This is a genomic window from Streptomyces sp. NPDC001108 (assembly GCF_053598535.1).
The window spans coordinates 335,169-353,139 of sequence record NZ_JBSFKL010000006.1 but is presented as its reverse complement, the minus strand read 5'-3'; the positions used below and the strand labels follow the sequence as shown (position 1 = coordinate 353,139).

The window sequence follows — 17,971 nt, the reverse complement described above, 5'->3', positions numbered from 1 at the left end:
CGGCAGGCACGGGGAAGGGGGGGCACCGCGGACGCGGTGCCCCCCCTTCTTCTTTCCGTGGGCCGGGCCGGGGCCGGTCAGCCGTTCGCCGCGAACGGGCCCCGGCGCAGGGCCGGGGAGACCAGCGCGGCCAGGGCCGTCAGGGCCATCGCGAGGCTGAGTCCGAGGATGGTGCGGGTCGGGCCGAGGCCCTCCAGGGCGAACCCGGCCGCGACCGGTCCCACGGCCATCGCGCCGCCGCCGACCAGCATGGCCAGGGAGTTGGCCCGCCCGCGCATCTCGTCCGGTGCGATCCGCACGAGGTAGACGCTGCCCGCCACGTTGAACACACCGCCCACGTAGCCGCTCAGCGCGAAGATCGCGCCCAGGGCGTAGGGGTCGCGGAGCACGGCGACGGGCACCATCAGCAGCGCCCAGACCGCCAGCCCGCCGATGACCAGGGCGCGCATGGAGAGGCGTTCGGTCCACCGGCCGCCGCTGAGCGCCCCGACCAGGCCGCCCGCCCCGCTGAGCGAGAGCACGGCGCCCACCTGGAACTCGGTGCCGCCCGCCGACTGGATGCCGGACATCACCGCCAGGTTGAGGCCCTGGAAGAGGATGTTGGAGACGGCGACGGCGGCCATCACGGCCCGCAGGAAGCGCTGGCGCCACATCCAGACGAGTCCGGCGCGGACCTCGGCGGCCAGCGCGGTGCGGGGCGCTGGGGCCCGGTCCTGCTGGAGCCGTCCCCTTACCCCGAACAGGCATGCCACGGCGGCGAGTTGACCGGCGGCGGCCGCCACGAACGGCAGCGCGGAGCCCAGGGTGACCAGTCCGCTGCCCAGCGGCTGGCCCGCGATGGCGGCCCCCCGGGTACGGGCCTCGTTGCCGGTCATCGCGGCGCCGATCTGCTCGGGCGGCACCACGGCGGGCACGGCGGCCCGCTCGGCCAGCTGGAACAGCACGCCGAGGGTGCCCTCGGCGAACGCGGCGGCCAGCAGCGCCCACAGCAGTATCTGCCCGCTGAGCAGGAGCGCGGCGACCGCGCCGGCGACCACCGCCTGGCCGAGCCCGGTCGCGAGCATGACGCGCCGGCGGTCCCAGCGGTCGACGAGCGCGCCCCCGGGCAGCTGCACCACGAGCTGCGGCAGCAGCAGCGCGGTCCCCACCAGTCCGGCGTCGCCGGGCGACCCGGTCGCCCACAGGACGGCCAGCGGGTAGGCGACGGCGGTGGCGCGTCCGGAGAGCAGCGAGAGGCCGGCGCCGCCCCACAGCAGGCGGTAGTCGCGGTTGCGCCGCAGCGGTACGGGCGGGGCGGTGTCCTTCCCGGCCGGGGCGGGCGCGGGCGTCCCGGCGGGCCGCTCCTCGGCAGCGGCGCCGGTGCCGGGAACGGTGTCGGCAACGGGAACGGGACCGGTGCCGGTGCTGGTGCCGGTGTCGGTGTCGGTGTCGGTGGGCTGCTCGGCCAGGAGCCAGGGCACCACCGCCGGGTCGGCGGGGGCGGGCGCGGGGCCGGTCGCGGGTTTCATCGCGCGGCCACCAACTCGCGGCCGGCGGCCGGGGCCGTCGCGGGTGCCTGGGGCCCGTTCGCGGTGCGGACGAACTCCAGGACCGCCATCGCGCTGTGCATCTTGTTGGTGGCCTGGGCGAAGGCGATGCTGTGCGGCCCGTCGAGCACCTCGGCCGCGACCTCCTCGCCCCGGTGGGCGGGCAGGTCGTGCATGAACACGGCGTCCGGGCTGGTCCCCCACAGGGCGGGGGTGACCCGGAAGGGGGCGAAGAGGGTGCGCCAGTGGGGGTCGGGCTTGCTGGTGCCGGTGGTCTGCCAGCGGGTCGTGTAGATCACGTCGTAGCCGCCGGCCAGCTCCTCCATGTCGTGACGCTCCGTCAGGGTAACTCCGGTGCGGGCTGCTTGGGCGCGGGCCCGGCGCACGATCGTCTCGTCGAGTCCGTAGCCCGGCGGGGTGCGGACCTCGAAGTGGACGCCGGGGAAGCGGGTGAGGGCGAGCGCGAGGGCGGCCGCCGTGTTGTTGCCCTCGCCCGTGTACAGGACGCGCAGGCCCTCGACGCGGCCGAAGTGGCGCACCAGGGTGGTGAGGTCGGTGAGTGCCTGGGTGGGGTGTTCCTCGGCGGTCATGGCGTTGACCACGGACATGGTGCCCTGGCGGGCCCAGTCGCGCAGTTCGGCCTCGGGCCCGGCGGTCCGGGCGACGAGGACGTCGAGCATCCCGGACAGCACCCGGCCGGTGTCCTCTGTGGTCTCGCCGGTGTTGAGCTGGAGGTCGCCGGGTCCGTAGGAGACGAGGGAGCCGCCCAGTCGGAGCGATCCGGAGGAGAAGGCGGTGCGGGTACGGGTGGAGGTCTTGGCGAAGTAGACGCCGACCACCTGGCCGTCCAGCGGGAGGGCCCGGCGGGCGGGGCCGGCGGAGAACTCGGCGCCGCGGTCCACGATCCGCCGCAGCTCCGCGTCGGTGAGGTCGTCGATGGAGATCAGATGGCGCATGGGGTCAGCCTTCCTGGGCCGTACGGGCGTCTAGTGCGGCGGCGAGGTGTTCCACCGTGTGGTGGCGCAGTGCGGTGGCGAGGTCGAGAGGGAGCCCGGCCCTGCGGGCGGCGAGCAGCAGGGGCGGGACGAGCAGGGAGTCGCCGCCGAGGTCGCGGAAGTCGTCGTGGACGCCGACCCGTTCGAGGCCGAGCACCTCGGCCCAGACGGCGGCGAGCCGCCGTTCGGTGTCGCTGCGCGGCTCCTCGTAGGGGGTGTCGGCGGCGGTGGCGGCGCGGGCCACCAGGGCGAACCGGTCGCGTTTGCCGTTGTCGCCGAGCGGGAGCGCGGGCAGGGCGGTGACGGTGGCCGGGATGGCGGCGGCGGGCAGTACGGCGCGCAGCCTCTCGCGCAGGGCGGGCACGTGGACGGTGTGTCCCTCGGCGGGCACCACCCAGGCCGCCAGGCGCTTGCCGCCGTCGGCGGCGTCGACGGCTGCGACGAGGGCTTCGCGTACGGCGGGGTCGGCGGCGAGCGCGGCCTCGGCCTCGCCGGGTTCGACGCGGTGTCCGCGGATCTTGACCTGGTCGTCGGCGCGGCCGAGGAACTCCAGGGCGCCGCCGGGCAGGCGGCGGGCCAGGTCCCCGGTGCGGTAGAGGCGGGCGCCCGGCAGTCCGTAGGGGTCGGGCAGGAACGCGGCGGCGGTGGGGCCGGGGCGTCCGGCGTAGCCGCGGGCGAGTCCGTCGCCGCCGAGGTACACCTCGCCGGTGATGCCGTCGGGGACCGGGCGCAGCAGGTCGTCCAGGAGGCGCAGGGTGACGCCCGGGAGCGGGGAGCCGAGGGCCACGAGGGTGCGCGGGTCGCGGGGGTGTTCGGGGGCGTGCAGGGTGGCGGCGTGCTGGAGTCCGGTCCGGACGCCGGAGGCGGCCGGGGCGGGGCGGGGTGCGGGGCGGTGCCGGGGCAGGACGCGCAGGGCGGTGGCGGCGACGGTGGCTTCGGTGGGGCCGTACTCGGCGGCCAGGGCCATGCCGCCGGCCCGGGTGCGGGCGGTGACCCGGTGGGCCTGGTCGGCCGGGTAGGCGTCGCCGGCGCAGACGGCGAGCGCGGCCAGGGAGCCGAGTTCGGCGTCGGTGAGCTGGGTTTCCAGGAGTGCCAGGTGGCCGGGGGTGAGTCCGACGAAGGAGTAGGGCGCGCCCTTGAGGAGTTCGGTGCCGAACTCCCCCGGTTCGTAGGTCTGCGGGAGCAGCCGTACGGTCTGGCCGGTCATCAGGGGGGCGTAGAGGGCGGGGATTCCGAGGTCGAAGCCGACGGAGGTGAACCAGGGTGCGCCGCCGGTGCCGGCGGCGGCGTACTGCTCGACCGCCCAGTGGAGGTAGTGGGCGAGGGAGCGGTGGCTGATCTCGACGCCCTTGGGGGTGCCGGTGGAGCCGGAGGTGTGCAGGACGTAGGCGAGGCGGTCGGGGTCGTGGGCGGTGGCGGGCCGGGTGGGTGCGGGGGTGTCGTCGATGTCCTCGGTGACCAGGAGCGGGACGTCGCCCAGGCGGGCGGCGTGCCGGCGTTCGGTGACGGCGAGCGTGATGCCGGCGGCGGTGATGCGGGGGTCGGGGGTGCAGGGGTCCAGGGGGACCTGGGCGGCTCCCGTCTTCCAGACGCCGAGGAGGGCGGCCACCAGGTCGGGGCCCCGGTCCAGGAGTACGGCGACGCGGGTCTCGGGTCCGGCGCCGAGGGCGCGCAGCCGGTGGGCGACGGCCTCGGCGCGGGCGTCGAGGGCGGCGTAGGAGAGGGTGGTGGAGCCGTGGGAGAGGGCGGGGGCGGCCGGGGTGCGGGCGGCCTGTGCCTCGATGGCGCCGAGGACGTCGGCGGGGGTGTCGGAGTGCGGCAGGGCGGGGGCGGTGAGGGTGGCGCGTTCCTGGGCGTCGGGGTAGGCGCCGCGGGCGTCGCCGTCGGCGCCGGTGCGTGCCATGTCGGTGAGGACGGCGGTGTAGAGGGCGGCGAGGCGTTTGGCGCGGCCCCGGGAGAGGGTGCCGGTGCGGGAGGCGAGGGAGAGGTGGCCGCGTACGGGGGTGCCGACGACGAGCCGGAACTCGTTGGGGCTGTCGTCGCGGCTGGCCATGATGTCGATGAGTTCGGTGTCGACCTGGTGGAAGTCGAGGTAGTGGAAGAGGACGTCGATGAGGTGGGACTCGCCGCCGGGGACGCGCATGGCGGGCATGGGGTAGCGGCGGTGCGGCCACAGTTCGACCTCGTGGGCGAAGACCTGCTGGGCGAGTTCGCCCCAGGTCCTGGCGGTGCGCTCGTAGGGGAAGGGCACGGAGTTGAGGTACATGCCGGAGACGCGTTCGGCGCCGGCTTCCTCGGGGCGGGCGTCGGCGACCATGCCACCGCGGAAGCGGGTGGCGCGGGTGAGCAGGGACAGGACCTTGCTGTGGGCGGCGTGCAGGACGCTCTTGTAGGGGACCTCGGCGGCGGTGGCCAGGGCGCGCAGGCCCGGTTCGGTGTCGCCGAGCGGGATGTCGATGCGGTAGCGCTCGTCGCTCTCGTCGTCGCCCTGCCAGCCGGTGGGGACGCTGAAGCGTTCGTAGGTGTCGACGATGCGGCGCCAGTGGTCGCGGTCGGCGGTGTCGTCCAGGGAGCGCAGTTCGCCGGCGACGAAGTCGGCGTAGCGGACGGAGGGCAGGGGCGGGGCGGGCTCGGGTGGGGTGCCGGAGCGCAGTGCGTGGTAGGCGCGGACCATTTCCATCAGCTGGGAGTGGTAGCTCCAGCCCTCGATGACGGGGTGGCATTCGGTGATGGACAGCCACCAGCTCTCGTCGTCCAGGAGGTGGACGGCCATGCGCATGAGGGGTGCGCGGGTGAGGTCGAAGAGTTCTTCGCGGTCGCGGTCGGCGAATTCCCACAGGGCCTGTTCGCGTCGGGTGGCGGGCAGGTGGCGCAGGTCGTGGAAGACGCAGGGCATCCGGGCGGCGGCGTGGACGAGCTGGAGGGGCCGGGAGTAGCCGTCGAGGGCGAAGGAGGTCCGCATGACCTCGTGGCGTTCGACGATGAGGTCGGCGGCGCGCTGGAAGGCGTCGGGGTCGAAGGGGAGTTCGTCGCGGATCCGGAAGGAGGTGATGTTGTGGTAGCGGTTCTCGGTGCTGCGTCCGTGCATCTCGACGATCATCCCGGCCTGGGTGAGGGAGACGGGGTAGGCGTCGGTGACGTCGGCGGGCAGGGCGGCGCGGTCGTCGTCGCCGATGAGGGCGAAGCGGGCGACGGTGGTGCCGGGTCCGGTGCCCTCGGCGTCGGCGTCGGCGTCGGTGTCGGCGTCGGCGAGTGCGGTGCGCAGGCGGGCCACGGTGCGGTGGGCGAAGATGTCGCGGACGCTGGTCTCCCAGCCGGCCTCGCGCAGGGCGCCGACGAGGGTGACGGCGCGGATGGAGTCGCCGCCGAGCTCGAAGAAGTTGTCGTGGACGCCGACGGTGTCGCGGCCCAGGACGGTGGCCCAGATCGCGGCGATGGCGCCTTCGGTGGCGTCGCGGGCCTCGACGTAGGCGCCGACGGCGGTGGCGGCGCGGCCGGGGGCGGGCAGGGCGCGGCGGTCGAGTTTGCCGTTGGCGGTCAGTGGCAGGGCGTCGAGGGTGAGGTAGGCGGCGGGCACCATGTAGGGCGGGAGGGTGTCGCCGAGGCGGGCGCGCAGGGTGGCCGGGGTGAGGTCGTCGGGGCGGGCGTCTTCGGCGGGGACGAGGTAGGCGACGAGTTCCCTGGCCCCGGGGGTGTCCTCGCGGACGAGGGCGACGGCTTCGGCGACGGCGGGGTGGGCGGTGAGTGCGGACTCGATCTCGCCGGGTTCGATGCGGTAGCCGCGGAGTTTGACCTGGTGGTCGGCGCGGGCGACGAAGTCGAGGTTGCCGTCGGGCAGGACCCGGGCGATGTCGCCGGTGCGGTAGAGGCGGGTGCCGGGCGGGCCGTAGGGGTCGGGGACGAAGCGTTCGGCGGTCAGGTCGGGGCGGCCCGCGTAGCCGCGGGCGACGCCGATGCCGCCGATCCACACCTCGCCGGGCACGCCGACGGGCAGGGGTGCGAGGTGTTCGTCCAGGACGTACATGGTGGTGTGGGGGACGGCGCGGCCGATGGGGACGAGTTCGGTGGTGAGGGGTTCGTCGAGGAAGTAGGCGGAGTTGCCGACGGTGATCTCGGTGGGGCCGTACTCGGCGGCGAGGCGGGGGCCGTCGGGGCCCGCGGCGGCGGTCCAGCGTTCGGCGAGGCGGGCGGTGAAGGAGTCGCCCGCGGCGATGACGAGGCCGGCCAGGCCGCGGACCTGGTCGTCGGTCAGCTGTTGCTGGAGCAGGTCGAGGTGGCCGGGGGTGAGTTTGATGAAGGCGTAGGGTGCGCCGGCGGTGAGCAGGGCGCCGAGGTCGGCGGTGTCGAAGTCCTGTGGGAGCAGGTCGACGGCGCGGCCGGTCATCAGGGGTGCGTAGAGGTCGGGGACGCCGAGGTCGAAGGCGATCGAGGAGAACAGCGGGGCGCCGCCGGGGCCGGCGTCGGCGTAGGCCTGGACGGTCCAGCCGAGGTAGTTGGCCAGGCCGCGGTGGGTGACGAGGACGCCCTTGGGTCGGCCGGTGGAGCCGGAGGTGTGGATGACGTAGGCGAGGGCGTCGAGGTCGTACGTGGTGGGCAGGGCGGCGGTGGCGGCCGTGCGGGCGGCCTGTTCGGCGGGGTCGTCGGTGACCAGGACGGTGCGGCCCGTGCCGTCGGCGAAGCGGTCGGCGTGGCGGGTCTCGGTGAGGACGGTGCGGGTGTCGGTGGTGGCCAGCATGTGGGCGATGCGGTCGTCCGGGTAGCCGGGGTCGAGGGGGACGTAGGCGGCGCCGGCGCGCCAGATGCCGAGGAGGGCGGTGATCAGGTGGGGTGAGCGGTCCAGGAGGACGGCGACGGTGTCCTCGGGGCCGATGCCGAGTCCGGTGAGCCGGCGGGCGTGGCGTTCGGATTCCTCGGCGAGCCGGCGGTAGGTGTAGGTGGTGCCGTCGTGGCGCAGGGCGGTGGCGTCGGGGGTGGTGGCGGCCTGGTGGAGGATGGTTTCCAGGACGGGGCGCAGGGCGGTGGCGTCCAGGGGGTGGTCGGTGCCGACGGGGGTGGCGGGTCCGTCGAGGAGGAGGGCGCGTTCCTGGGGGCCGATGGGGTCGAGGGCGGACAGGGGGGTGTGGGGGGCGGTGGCGATCTGGGTGAGGAGGCGGGTGTAGTGGCCGGCGATCCGGGCGGCGGTGGTGGCGTCGAAGAGGGCGGTGGCGTATTCGAGGCTGCCGTGCAGGGTGCCGTCGGCGCGTTCGGTGAGGTGGAGGGTCAGGTCGAAGCGGGCGATGGAGCCGGCGGCGGGGACGGGTCGGGCGGTGATGCCGGGCAGTTCGGGTCCGTCCGTTCCCTCGCCGGACGCGAGGTCGAACATGACCTGGAAGAGCGGTGTGGTGGACAGGTCGCGTTCGGGCTCCAGCTCGTCGGCGATCCGGTCGAACGGGGTGTCCTGGTGGTCGAAGGCGTCCAGGACGGTGGTGCGGTTGGCGGCGAGGAGGTCCGTGAAGGCCGGGTCGCTCCCCCAGCGGGCGCGCAGGACCAGGGTGTTGTAGGCGTATCCGGCCATCTGCCGCAGTTCGGGGCGGGTGCGGCCGGAGACGGCGGTGCCGACCGCGATGTCCTGTTTGCCGGTGTAGCGGCCGAGGAGGGCCTGGTAGGCGGTGAGCAGGACCATGAAGAGGGTGGCGTCGTTTTGGTCGGCGGTCCGGCGCAGCGCGGTGGTGGTGGCGGCGGGGACGTCGAAGCCGTGCGAGGCGCCGTCCCAGGTGCGGGTGGCGGGGCGGGGGCGGTCGGTGGGCAGGGCGAGCGGTTCGACGCCGGTGAGTTCGCGGCGCCACCGGTCGAGGCCGCGGTCGGCGTCGGGGCCGTTCTGGCGGCGGGCGGCCCAGGCCGCGTAGTCGGCGTACTGGACGGGGGGTTCGGGCAGTTCCTCGCCCCGGTAGAGGGCGGCGAGGTCGGCCAGGAGCAGGGGGCGGGTCAGTGCGTCGCAGGCGATGTGGTGCATGACGACGAGCAGGACGTGGTCGTCGGGGGCCAGGCGCAGGATCCGTACCCGCAGGGGGTGGTCGGTGGCGAGGTCGAAGGGCTGGGTGGCGTGGGTCTCGGTGAAGGTGACGGCGGCCGTGTCGCGGGCGGCGGGGTCGAGGCCGGGCCGGTCGGTGACCGTGAGGTCGACGGGGGCGGCCGGGTCGATGGCCTGCCGGGGTTCGGCCGTGTCCAGGACGTAGCGGGTGCGCAGGATCTCGTGGCGGGCGGCGAGTGCGTCGAACGCCTGGCGGAGGGTGTCCGTCGAGAGCGGGCCGTGGAGCCGGTGGGCCATGGGCAGGAGGTATTCGGGGCTTGCCGGGTCGAGTTGGTGCAGGAACCACAGCTGGCGTTGTCCGGAGGAGAGTTCGAGGGGTTTGGTGCGGTCGGCGCGGGGGATGGTGGCGGCCCTGGCGGTGGTCGGGGTGCCTTGCCCGGCGCGGCCGGCGAGGCGGCGGCGCAGGAGTTCGGCGCGCAGTTCCTCCTGCGTGGGCCGCGTCGGCGCGGTGGGTGCGGTCACGGCTGGTACTCCCTGTGGGCGAGGGCGAGTTCGGCTTCGGTGAGCGTCTCTATCTCGGCCGTCACGGCTTCTTCCACGGCTTCGGCGAGCCGGGCGACGGTGGGGCGTTCGAAGACGGCTCGCAGGGGCAGTTCGACGTCGAACTCCTCCTGGATGCGGGCGATGACCTGGGCGGCGCGTACGGAGTTCCCGCCGCTGCGGAAGAATCCCTGGCGGGAGCCGATCCGGTGGCCCGCGACGGCGTCGGGGCCGAGCAGTACCTCGGCCCAGATCCCGGCGACGATCTCCTCGACGGGGCCTTCGGGTGCGGTGTAGGGCTCGTCGGCGAGGGCGGCGGCGAGGTCGGGTACGGGCAGGGCGGCGGTGTCGGCCTTGCCGTGCCGGGTGAGGGGTACGGCGGTGATCGGCACGAGGAGGGCGGGGACCATGTAGTCGGGCAGTCTGCGGGCGCAGTGGTCCAGGAGTGCGCTGTCGGCGGGTACGGGCATGTGGTCGGCGGCGACCCAGTAGCCGATGAGTGCGGCGTCGGGTCCGGTGCCGTGGACGGTGACGAGGGCCTGGGCGACGGAGGGGTGTTCGGCCAGGACGTTCTGGACCTCGCCGGTCTCCACGCGCCGGCCGCGGATCTTGACCTGGCCGTCGGCGCGTCCGGCGAATTCCAGGGTGCCGTCGGGCAGCATGCGGGCCATGTCGCCGGTGCGGTAGAGGCGGGTGCCGGGGTCGCCGTGGGGGTCGGGTACGAACGCGGCGGCGGTCAGGTCGGGGCGGCCGTGGTAGCCGCGGGCGAGGGTGGTTCCGCCGATGCACAGTTCGCCGGTGGCTCCGTAGGGGACGGGGGCGAGGTTCTCGTCCAGTACCCGGACGGTGCAGTGCGGGTAGGGGCGGCCGATCGGGACGGAGCGTGCGGTGTCGTGGGCGTCCCACCGGGTGGAGGCGATGGTGGTCTCGGTGAGGCCGTACTCGTTGATGAACCGCCACAGTCGGCGTGAGAGGTCGCGGGCGAGGGCGGGCGGGCAGTCCTCGCCGCCGGTCTTGCCGACCAGGGGGCGGTGGCCGAGTCCGGCGTCGATCAGCATCTGCCAGTGGGTGGGGGCGGCCTGCAGGTGGCTGACGGCGTGCCGGTCGATGAGGGCGAGCTGGGCGCGGTGGTCGCGCAGTTCGTGGTCCTGGGCGAGGACCACCCGGCCGCCGGCGACGAGCGGCATGAGGAGTTCGGTCCAGGAGATGTCGAAGGTGGGCTGGGCCAGGGCGAGGTAGGCTTCGTCGGGTCCCTGGCCGAAGTCCAGGTGGGCCTGGAAGGCGCGCAGGGCCGGCAGCAGGGTGCGGTGTTCGACGGCGACGCCCTTGGGGCGGCCGGTGGAGCCGGAGGTGTACATCAGGTAGGCGAGGCGGGTGCCGTCCGCGGCGGGCAGTGGCGGGGCGTCGGCCGGCGGTGCGGTGCCCGGTTCGGTGTCCAGGGTGAGGACGGCGCCGTGGTGGAGGCCGGCCAGGCGGGCGGCGCCCGTGGTGTCGGTGACCAGGACGCCCGCCCGCGAGTCGGTGAGGACATGGTCGAGGCGTTCGTCGGGGGCGCCGGGGTCGAGCGGGACGTGGGCGGCGCCCGCCTGCCAGACGGCGAGGATCGTGGCGAGCAGGTCGGGGGTGCGGCCGAGGAGCACGGCGACGGTGGTCTCCGGGCCGGCGCCGAGGGCGCGCAGCCGGTGGGCGAGGTGGGCGGCGCGGCCGGTCAGCCGTTGGTACGTCCAGGTCTCGTCGCCGCAGACGACGGCCGGGTCCCGCGGGGAGCGCCGGGCCGTCTCGGCGACGGCGGTGTGCACGGCGCCGTCGCAGGCCTGGGTGGGGGTCTCCCCCGGGCCGGCCGGGCCGTGGCCGTGGGCGAGGAGTTCGGTGCGCAGTGCGGCGGGCAGGAGGTCGGCGGTGCCCAGGGGGGTCCACGGGTCGTCGGCGACCGTCTCCAGGAGCCGGGTCCAGCAGGTGGCGAAGCGTTCGACGGTGGCGGGGTCGAACAGGGCGGTGGCGTACTCGGCCATGCCGAGCAGGGAGCCGTCGTCCTGGCGCTGCACGACGAACGTGAGGTCGGTGCGGGCGGCCTGCCAGGCTCCCCGGAAGGCGTCGAGGTCGCCGGAGGAGGTCGCGGTGCCGGTGCGGCCCTCCTCGTGCAGGTCGAACATGACCTGGTAGAGGGGGGTGCGGGCGGTGTCGCGGGTGTCGTCGAGTTCGGCGACGAGCCGGTCGAAGGGCAGTTCCTGGTGGGCGAAGGCCGTGCGGGCGGTGTCGCGGACCTTGAGGACGGCGTCGTGGAAGGTGTCGTGGGCCGTGGCCCGGCAGCGCAGGACGAGGGTGTTGAGGAAGAACCCGACGACGTCGGCGGTCTCGGGCCGTTCCCGGCCGGCGACCGGGATGCCGACGGGGACGTCCCAGCGGCCGGTGAGGCGGGCGACGAGCGTGGCGAACGCGGTGAGGAGGGTCTGCTGGAGGGTCGCCCCGCAGCTGCGGCCGAGGGCGGCGACGCGTTCGGTGAGCGCGGCGGGGACGGTGAAGAGGTGGACGGCGCCGTGGGCGTCGCGTACCGGTGGCCGGGGCCGGTCGGCGGGCAGGTCGAGCGGGGCGATGCCGTCCAGGGCCTGCTTCCAGTGGTCGAGTTCGCGGGCGAGGAAGGTGTCGGTGAGGCGGGCGCGGCGGTGGGCGGCGTGGTCGGCGTACTGCACGGGGAGGGCGGGCAGGCGGGCGTCGGTGCCGGTGTGGGCGGCCTCGGCGAGGGCCTTGAGGTCGCGTTCCAGGATGACGGAGGACCAGCCGTCGCAGGCGATGTGGTGCAGGGAGAGGACCACGTGCAGGTGGCCGCTCCCCCGGCGTACGGTCAGGGCGCGCCAGACGGGGCCGTTGGCCAGGTCGAAGGGGCGGGCGAACTCCTCCTGCACCAGGGCGTTGAGCTCGTCGGTGGTCGCGGCGGTCGCGGTGCGGGTCCGGGGCGGGCGGGTGCGGGGGGCGTCGATGGTCTGGACGGGTTCGGTGCCGTGCAGGACGTACCGGGTGCGCAGGATCTCGTGCCGGTCGGCGAGGGCGGTGAGGGCGGTGGCGACGGTGGCGTCGCTGTAGCGGGCGGGCAGGGTGAGGAAGACGGGGGCGTTCCACTCGCTGCTGCCGGGGCGCAGCCGGTCCAGGAGCCACATGCCCTGCTGGCCGGGTGACAGGGGCATTCCCTCGGGCTTGCGGGGCACGGGGAGAACCGTTTCTGCCGGGTGGGTGTCACCGGTCGGGTCGCCGGGGCGGGCGATCAGGGCGGCCTGGGCCTGGACGGTGGTCGCGGTGAACAGGGCGCGCAGCGGGATCCGGGTGCCGGCGGACGCGGACAGCAGTTCGGAGAGCCGGGTCAGCATCAGGGAGGAGCCGCCGAGCTGGAAGAAGTCGTGGGTGGCGCCGATCTGGCCGGCGGGGACGCCGGTGAGCTGGGCCCAGATCTCGGTGACGGCGCGTTCGGTGGCGTCGCGTACCGGGACGTGAGCGGTTTCGGTGCGGCCGGCGGCCGGGTCGGGCAGTGCGCCGCGGTCGATCTTTCCGCTGGCGGTGAGGGGCCATGCGTCGACGGTGACGAAGACGGAGGGCACCAGGACGTCGGGCAGGGTGCGGCGCAGGAAGGCGCGCAGTTCGTCGGGGCGGGGTGCTTCGCCGCGCGGCTGGACCCAGGCGGCGAGGCGGTGGCCGCCGGTGGTGGTGTCGGGGACGGCGGCGGCGACGGCGGTGCGGACCCAGGGGTGGGCGGTGAGCGCGGCCTCGACCTCGCCGGGCTCGATGCGTACGCCGTTGATCTTGACCTGCTGGTCGAGGCGGCCGAGGTATTCGAGGACGCCGTCGGCGCGCCAGCGCACCTTGTCGCCGGTGCGGTAGAGCCGCTGTCCGTGGTGGTGGGGGTCGGGGACGAAGCGTTCGGCGGTCAGGTCGGGGCGGCCCAGGTAGCCGTGGGCGAGCTGGATGCCGCCCGCGTGGAGTTCGCCGGCGACGCCGACGGGTACGGGCCGGCCCGCCGGGTCGAGGACGACGACGCGCGTGTTGCCGATGGGGCGTCCGATGGGGACGGCGCCGGTGTCCCGGTCGGGGTCCCACGGGTGCTCGGTGATGTCGACGGACGCCTCGGTGGGGCCGTAGGTGTTCCAGATCCGTACGCCGGGGGCGCGTTCGAGGATGCGGCGGCACAGGTCGGCGTGGAGGGGTTCGCCGGCGCTGAAGACCAGGCGCAGGGCGGTGGCGCGTTCCCAGCCGGGTTCGTCGACCAGGCGCCGGTAGACGGAGGGGACGCCCTGCAGGACGGTGACGCCGTGGTCGGTGACGGCGGCGAGCAGGGTCGCGGGGTCGTGTTCGGCGCCCTGGGGGGCGAGGACGAGGGCGGCGCCGCTGATGAGGGGGGAGAACAGTTCGAGTCCGGCGGCGTCGAAGCCGACGGTGGTCTTGAGCAGGACCCGGTCGGCGGGGCCGAGGCGGTGGCGGTGGGCCAGCCAGCGCACCCGGTTGGCGATGCCGGCGTGCGGGACGAGGACGCCCTTGGGGCGGCCGGTGGAGCCGGAGGTGTGCAGTACGTAGGCGGGCCGGGCCGGGTCGGCCGGGGGCTCCGGTGCCGTTGGGGCCGGTTCGCCGGTGGTGTCGTCGGTGAGCAGGGTCCGGATGCCGGTGGGCAGTTGGCCGGCGGTGGCCCGTTCGGCGAGGGCGACGGGGGCCTGCGCGTCGTCCAGGACGAGGGCGATGCGGCTTGCGGGGTGGTTCGGGTCGAGCGGTACGTAGGCGGCGCCCGCCAGCCAGACGCCGAGGAGCCCGGCGACCAGGTCGGGTCCGCGGTGCAGGCACACGCCCACGAAGTCGCCGGGGCGTACGCCCAGGGCGTGCAGCCGGGTGGCGAACAGTGCGGCGCGGGCGCCGAGTGCGGCGTACGTGACCGTGGTCCCGTCGGGGCCGATCACCGCGGGCGCGTCGGGTGTGCGGGCGCGCTGGGCGGCGAACAGGGCGGGCAGCAGGGGTGCGGTCCTGGGCCGGGCGGTGGTCGCACCGGCGTCCGGGCCCGACAGCGTGCGGTCGTTCACAGTCTCTCCTCCATCGGGATCGGGCGGCGCGGTGGGGGTCGGGCCCGGCCTCGGATCCGGCGGCCAGTTGGGTCAGGCGGCGGTGGCGTCCATGCGCCGGCGCAGGCTCAGGGGGCGCAGGTCGGTCCAGATCCCGGCGATGTGCGCGAGGCACTCCTCGCGGGTGCCCTGGGTGCCCTCGGTGTGCCAGCCGGCCGGCAGGGCGCGGTCGGCCCACCAGATCGAGTACTGCTCCTCGTCGTTGAGCACGACGCGGTACAGGGTCTCTTCGGTCTGCTTCTCGCTCATCAGTTCGACGTCCCTCTGTGTGGTCGGTTATGGACATGGTTGAAGGGGGAGCTATCGGGGCCCTATGCCGACGATGTATTGGCCGGGCCCGGGGTGTGGGGGAACGCCGGGGGCCCCTGGCGCGGGGAGAGCGCCAGGGGCCCCTTGTCCGGGTGGGCGGTGCTGCGGTGTGCGGGTCACACCGCCCGGGAAAGGCGGTCCGGTGTCCCGGCCAGGGCCGCTTCGGCGTCGTGGTCGAGGACCCAGTCGACGTTCTCGGCGTCGAGGCGGCGCCGGGCGGCGTCCCCCGGCTGCTGCCCGGTCCGGGAACCGAGCTGCACGCGGGTGGTGTGCGGGCGGCGTGCCCGCTCGTAGCGGTGCAGTGCGGCGGTGATGCCGTCCGCGCCGGGCGCCGCCTCCTGGAGGCAGACGGCGAGCGCCACGGCGTCCTCGACGGCCTGGTTGGCGCCCTGTCCGTGGTGCGGGAGCATCGGGTGGGCCGCGTCCCCCAGCAGGGTGGTGCGGGCGGTGCTCCACCGCTTCAGCGGTTCGCGGTCGTACAGCGCCCAGCGGCGCACCTCCCCCGCCGCGTCGGCCAGTGCGCGCACGGCCGGGTCCCAGCCGGTCAGGACGGCGGCCAGGTCGGTGCGGTCGCCGGCGCTGGTCCACGACTCGGCGGCGCCCTCGGCGGCCGGGGTCACCACGACGAAGGTGAACTGCTGTCCGCCGGCGACCGGGTAGAGCAGGACGCGGGCGCCGGGGCCCGCGTACATGTACATCAGGGCGGGGTCCAGTGCGGGCAGGGCGGCGGCGTCGGCCAGGCCGCGCAGGGCGCTGTTGCCGGAGTAGACCGGGGTGTCGTCGCCCGCGAGGGTGCGGCGGACCACCGAGTGCATGCCGTCCGCGCCGATCAGTACGTCGGCGTGGGCGTCGGTGCCGTCCGCGAAGTGCAGGACGACGCCGTGCCCGGTCTCCTCGTACCGGACGAGTTCCCTGCCGGTGTGGACGCGCTCGGCGGGGACCTGTGAGGCCAGCATCCGGTGCAGGTCGCCGCGGTGCACGGTGTAGTACGGGGCGCGGAACCGCTGCTGCCAGGCCTCGCCCATCTCCTGGCGGGCGACGAGGGCGCCGTTGTGGAAGGCCCGTATCTCCAGTGCCTCGGGGCGCACCGCGCTCCTGGCCAGCTGCGGGCCCAGGCCCAGGCGTTGGAGCAGCCGGGTGCCGTTGGGGCCCAGGTGCATGCCGACGCCCTGTTCGCGCAGTTCCTCCCCCCGTTCATGGACCTGGACGTCCAGGCCGCGGTGGTGGAGGGCGGCGGCGGCGGTCAGGCCGCCCAGTCCCGCGCCGGCGATCGCGATGCGCGGGGTCATCGGTGGTCCCGGGGGTTCTCGAAGGACTCGAAGGACTCGAAAGCGTCGAAGTCGTCGAATCCGGTGAGGTCGGCGGTGTCGTCGAAGGGGGTGGTGCCGAGGGCGAGCAGGGCGGCCGTCTCGTCCTGTCCGGTCAGTTCGACGTCGGTGATCCGGGTGTCGGGGTCGGTGACGGCCGCGGTGAGCATCCGCTCGTATCCGTCGGCGAACCGTTCGACCGTGGCGTGGTCGAAGAGGTCGGTGTCGTAGGAGAAGACGGCGGTGATGCCGTGGGGGGTCTGCTCGATGCGCAGCAGCAGGTCGAGCTGGCCCTCCTGCTGGGGGACGTCGACCAGGGCGATGTCCAGTCCCTTGTAGGTGATGGACGGGCCGATGGTCTGTCCGGGCGGGACGTTGGGGACCGGTGGGTCCATCCGGTCCATCTGGACCAGGAACAGTGCGGTGCGGAAGACGGTGGCCTGGGGGAAGGCCAGGGCGCAGGGGTAGCGGACGTTGACCATGCCGCGCATGACCCGTTCGCCGGCCAGTGCGGCGGTGGTCCGGAAGGTGCTGTGGGGGGCGAACTCGGCGCGTACGGGCATGGTGTTGAGGTAGCAGCCGATCACGTCGCGCTGTGCCTTGCCCATGCGGCTGGTCGCGGGTACTCCGAGGACGAACTCCTCCTGGCCGGTCCAGCGGTGGGTGAGGGCCTGGAAGACGCCGAGGAGGTAGGCGAACGGGGTGACGCCGGCGGCGTCGGCGGCGGGGTCGATGCCGCGGGCGCAGGCCGGGTCCAGGACGCGGACGACGGTGCCGCCGCTGAGTGAGCGGACCGCGGGGCGCGGCCGGTCCGGCGGGAGCTGTGCGGCGGGTGCCCCGGCGACCGATTCGCGCCACCGGTCCGCGCCGCGCCGTCCCGCCTCGGAGGCGGTGTGGCGCAGTTCCTCGGCGGTGTGGTCGGTGTAGGAGCCGGGGATGGGGCGCCAGGCCGGGGCGGTGCCGGAGGCGATGGCGGTGTAGGCGTCGAGCAGGTCGCGTACGAGCAGCCAGCGTGAGGTGAAGTCGCTGACGATGTGGTGGGCGGCGGTGACCAGGACCCACTCGTGGTCGGTGCGGCGCAGCAGGACGACCCGGAAGGCGCCGGATTCCAGGCGGAAGGGGCGGGCGCCGGCTTCCTGTGCGGCCTGGCGCAGGGCTTCGTCGTCGAGGGGGCCGAGGTCGTGGAACTCCATGGTGACCAGGGCGTGTTCGGCGGGGGTGCGGACGGGTGCGCCGTGGTGTTCGGTGAAGACGGAGCGCAGGAGTTCCTGGCGTTCGCCGACGGCGGTGACGGCCCGGGCCATGGCGGCCGGGTCGAGGGGGCCGCGCAGCAGCAGGGGCATGACGATGTTGTAGGAGGCGCTGTGGGGTGCGACGCGGTACGCGGTCCACATGGCTTCCTGGACGGCGGTGAGCGGGAGGGTGCCGCCGGCCGTGGCGGGTTGGGTGGTGGTGTTCATCCGCAGCCTCCCGCGTGGCTCATGTCGGTGGTGCGGCCCGCGGCGGGCGCGGCGGGCGGCTCGGCGGTGGCGGGGGCGGGGGCGGGGGTGAAGGAGGCGGCGAAGGCGGTGACGCGGTCCAGGCCCCAGTAGGGTTCGCCGCCGTTGATGAAGTAGGGGACGCCGAAGACGCCGTCGCGGTGCACGTCGAGCAGGGCGCGTACGCCCTGTTCGCGCAGGAGGGGGTGGTGGGGGGCCTGGGCGGCCTCCGTTGCGTCCAGGCCGATCTCCTCGGCGAGTTCGCGCACCACGTCGGGGTCGCAGATGTCGCGTCCTTCCAGCCAGCGGGCGCGGCCGGCGCGTTCGACCCAGGTGCGGCCCAGTCCTTCGCGTTCGGCGAGGAACCAGGTCAGGTGGGCCGGCTCCCACCAGGGTGTGCGGTCCACCGGCCAGGTCAGTTCCAGGCCGCGGTCGGCGGCGAGTCTGCGGACGTCGCGCAGGATGTAGAACTGTTTGGCCCGGGACATCGGGTGGAACGGGAACGCGGCGCCGGGTGATGCCTGGGCGAGGAGTTTCTCGCTGGTCGGGTCGGGTTCCCAGAACGGGCGCCATTGGACGCGGTCGAGGAGTTCGGGGTGGTCGCGTTCCAGGTCGGCGAGGGCGAAGAAGTTGTAGGGGCTGCGCAGGTTGAAGTAGAAGCGGGGCGGCTTGGCGGTGCGGGCGGTCACGGCGGGCTCCTGGGCGTGGCGGGC

Annotated in this window: 8 protein-coding genes; all 8 read right to left on the bottom strand. The window is 74.7% G+C overall.

Annotated features, from left to right (window positions below):
• Positions 1-77: 77 nt before the first annotated feature.
• The 8 genes from ACWC97_RS16935 to ACWC97_RS16900 all read right to left on the bottom strand — a co-directional run bounded on the left by ACWC97_RS16935 (position 78) and on the right by ACWC97_RS16900 (position 17,947).
• Complete coding sequence (locus tag ACWC97_RS16935; protein WP_450650019.1) at positions 78-1,508, bottom strand: MFS transporter; 1,431 nt, start codon at positions 1,506-1,508, stop codon at positions 78-80.
• Positions 1,505-2,482, bottom strand: a complete 978-nt coding sequence (locus ACWC97_RS16930; protein ID WP_450650017.1) for an ornithine carbamoyltransferase — start codon at positions 2,480-2,482, stop codon at positions 1,505-1,507. The genes ACWC97_RS16935 and ACWC97_RS16930 overlap by 4 nt, the downstream gene beginning before the upstream one ends.
• Before the next feature lie 4 nt (positions 2,483-2,486).
• Positions 2,487-9,053, bottom strand: coding sequence for an amino acid adenylation domain-containing protein (locus ACWC97_RS16925; protein WP_450650015.1), 6,567 nt, complete (start codon positions 9,051-9,053; stop codon positions 2,487-2,489).
• On the bottom strand, positions 9,050-14,125 hold the full coding sequence (locus ACWC97_RS16920) for an amino acid adenylation domain-containing protein (RefSeq protein WP_450650013.1): 5,076 nt from the start codon (positions 14,123-14,125) through the stop codon (positions 9,050-9,052). Before ACWC97_RS16920 ends, ACWC97_RS16925 begins: the two co-directional genes overlap by 4 nt.
• A gap of 72 nt (positions 14,126-14,197) precedes the next feature.
• Positions 14,198-14,413, bottom strand: a complete 216-nt coding sequence (locus tag ACWC97_RS16915; RefSeq protein ID WP_352280148.1) for an MbtH family protein — start codon at positions 14,411-14,413, stop codon at positions 14,198-14,200.
• A gap of 176 nt (positions 14,414-14,589) precedes the next feature.
• Positions 14,590-15,762, bottom strand: coding sequence for an FAD-dependent monooxygenase (locus ACWC97_RS16910; protein WP_352280147.1), 1,173 nt, complete (start codon positions 15,760-15,762; stop codon positions 14,590-14,592).
• The gene (locus tag ACWC97_RS16905) at positions 15,759-17,240 is read right to left on the bottom strand and encodes a condensation domain-containing protein (RefSeq protein ID WP_352280146.1); all 1,482 of its coding nucleotides are present in this window, start codon (positions 17,238-17,240) and stop codon (positions 15,759-15,761) included. Before ACWC97_RS16905 ends, ACWC97_RS16910 begins: the two co-directional genes overlap by 4 nt.
• A complete protein-coding gene (locus ACWC97_RS16900) occupies positions 17,237-17,947 on the bottom strand; it encodes a DsbA family protein (protein ID WP_450650010.1) in 711 nt (236 codons plus the stop codon). The genes ACWC97_RS16905 and ACWC97_RS16900 overlap by 4 nt, the downstream gene beginning before the upstream one ends.
• Between the last annotated feature and the right edge of the window lie 24 nt (positions 17,948-17,971).

Coding starts and splice junctions, on each gene's coding strand:
- ACWC97_RS16935 (WP_450650019.1), bottom strand. CDS start 1,508: ATGAAACCCGCGACCGGCCCCGCGCCCGCCCCCGCCGACCCGGCGGTG.
- ACWC97_RS16905 (WP_352280146.1), bottom strand. CDS start 17,240: ATGAACACCACCACCCAACCCGCCACGGCCGGCGGCACCCTCCCGCTC.
- ACWC97_RS16915 (WP_352280148.1), bottom strand. CDS start 14,413: ATGAGCGAGAAGCAGACCGAAGAGACCCTGTACCGCGTCGTGCTCAAC.
- ACWC97_RS16910 (WP_352280147.1), bottom strand. CDS start 15,762: ATGACCCCGCGCATCGCGATCGCCGGCGCGGGACTGGGCGGCCTGACC.
- ACWC97_RS16930 (WP_450650017.1), bottom strand. CDS start 2,482: ATGCGCCATCTGATCTCCATCGACGACCTCACCGACGCGGAGCTGCGG.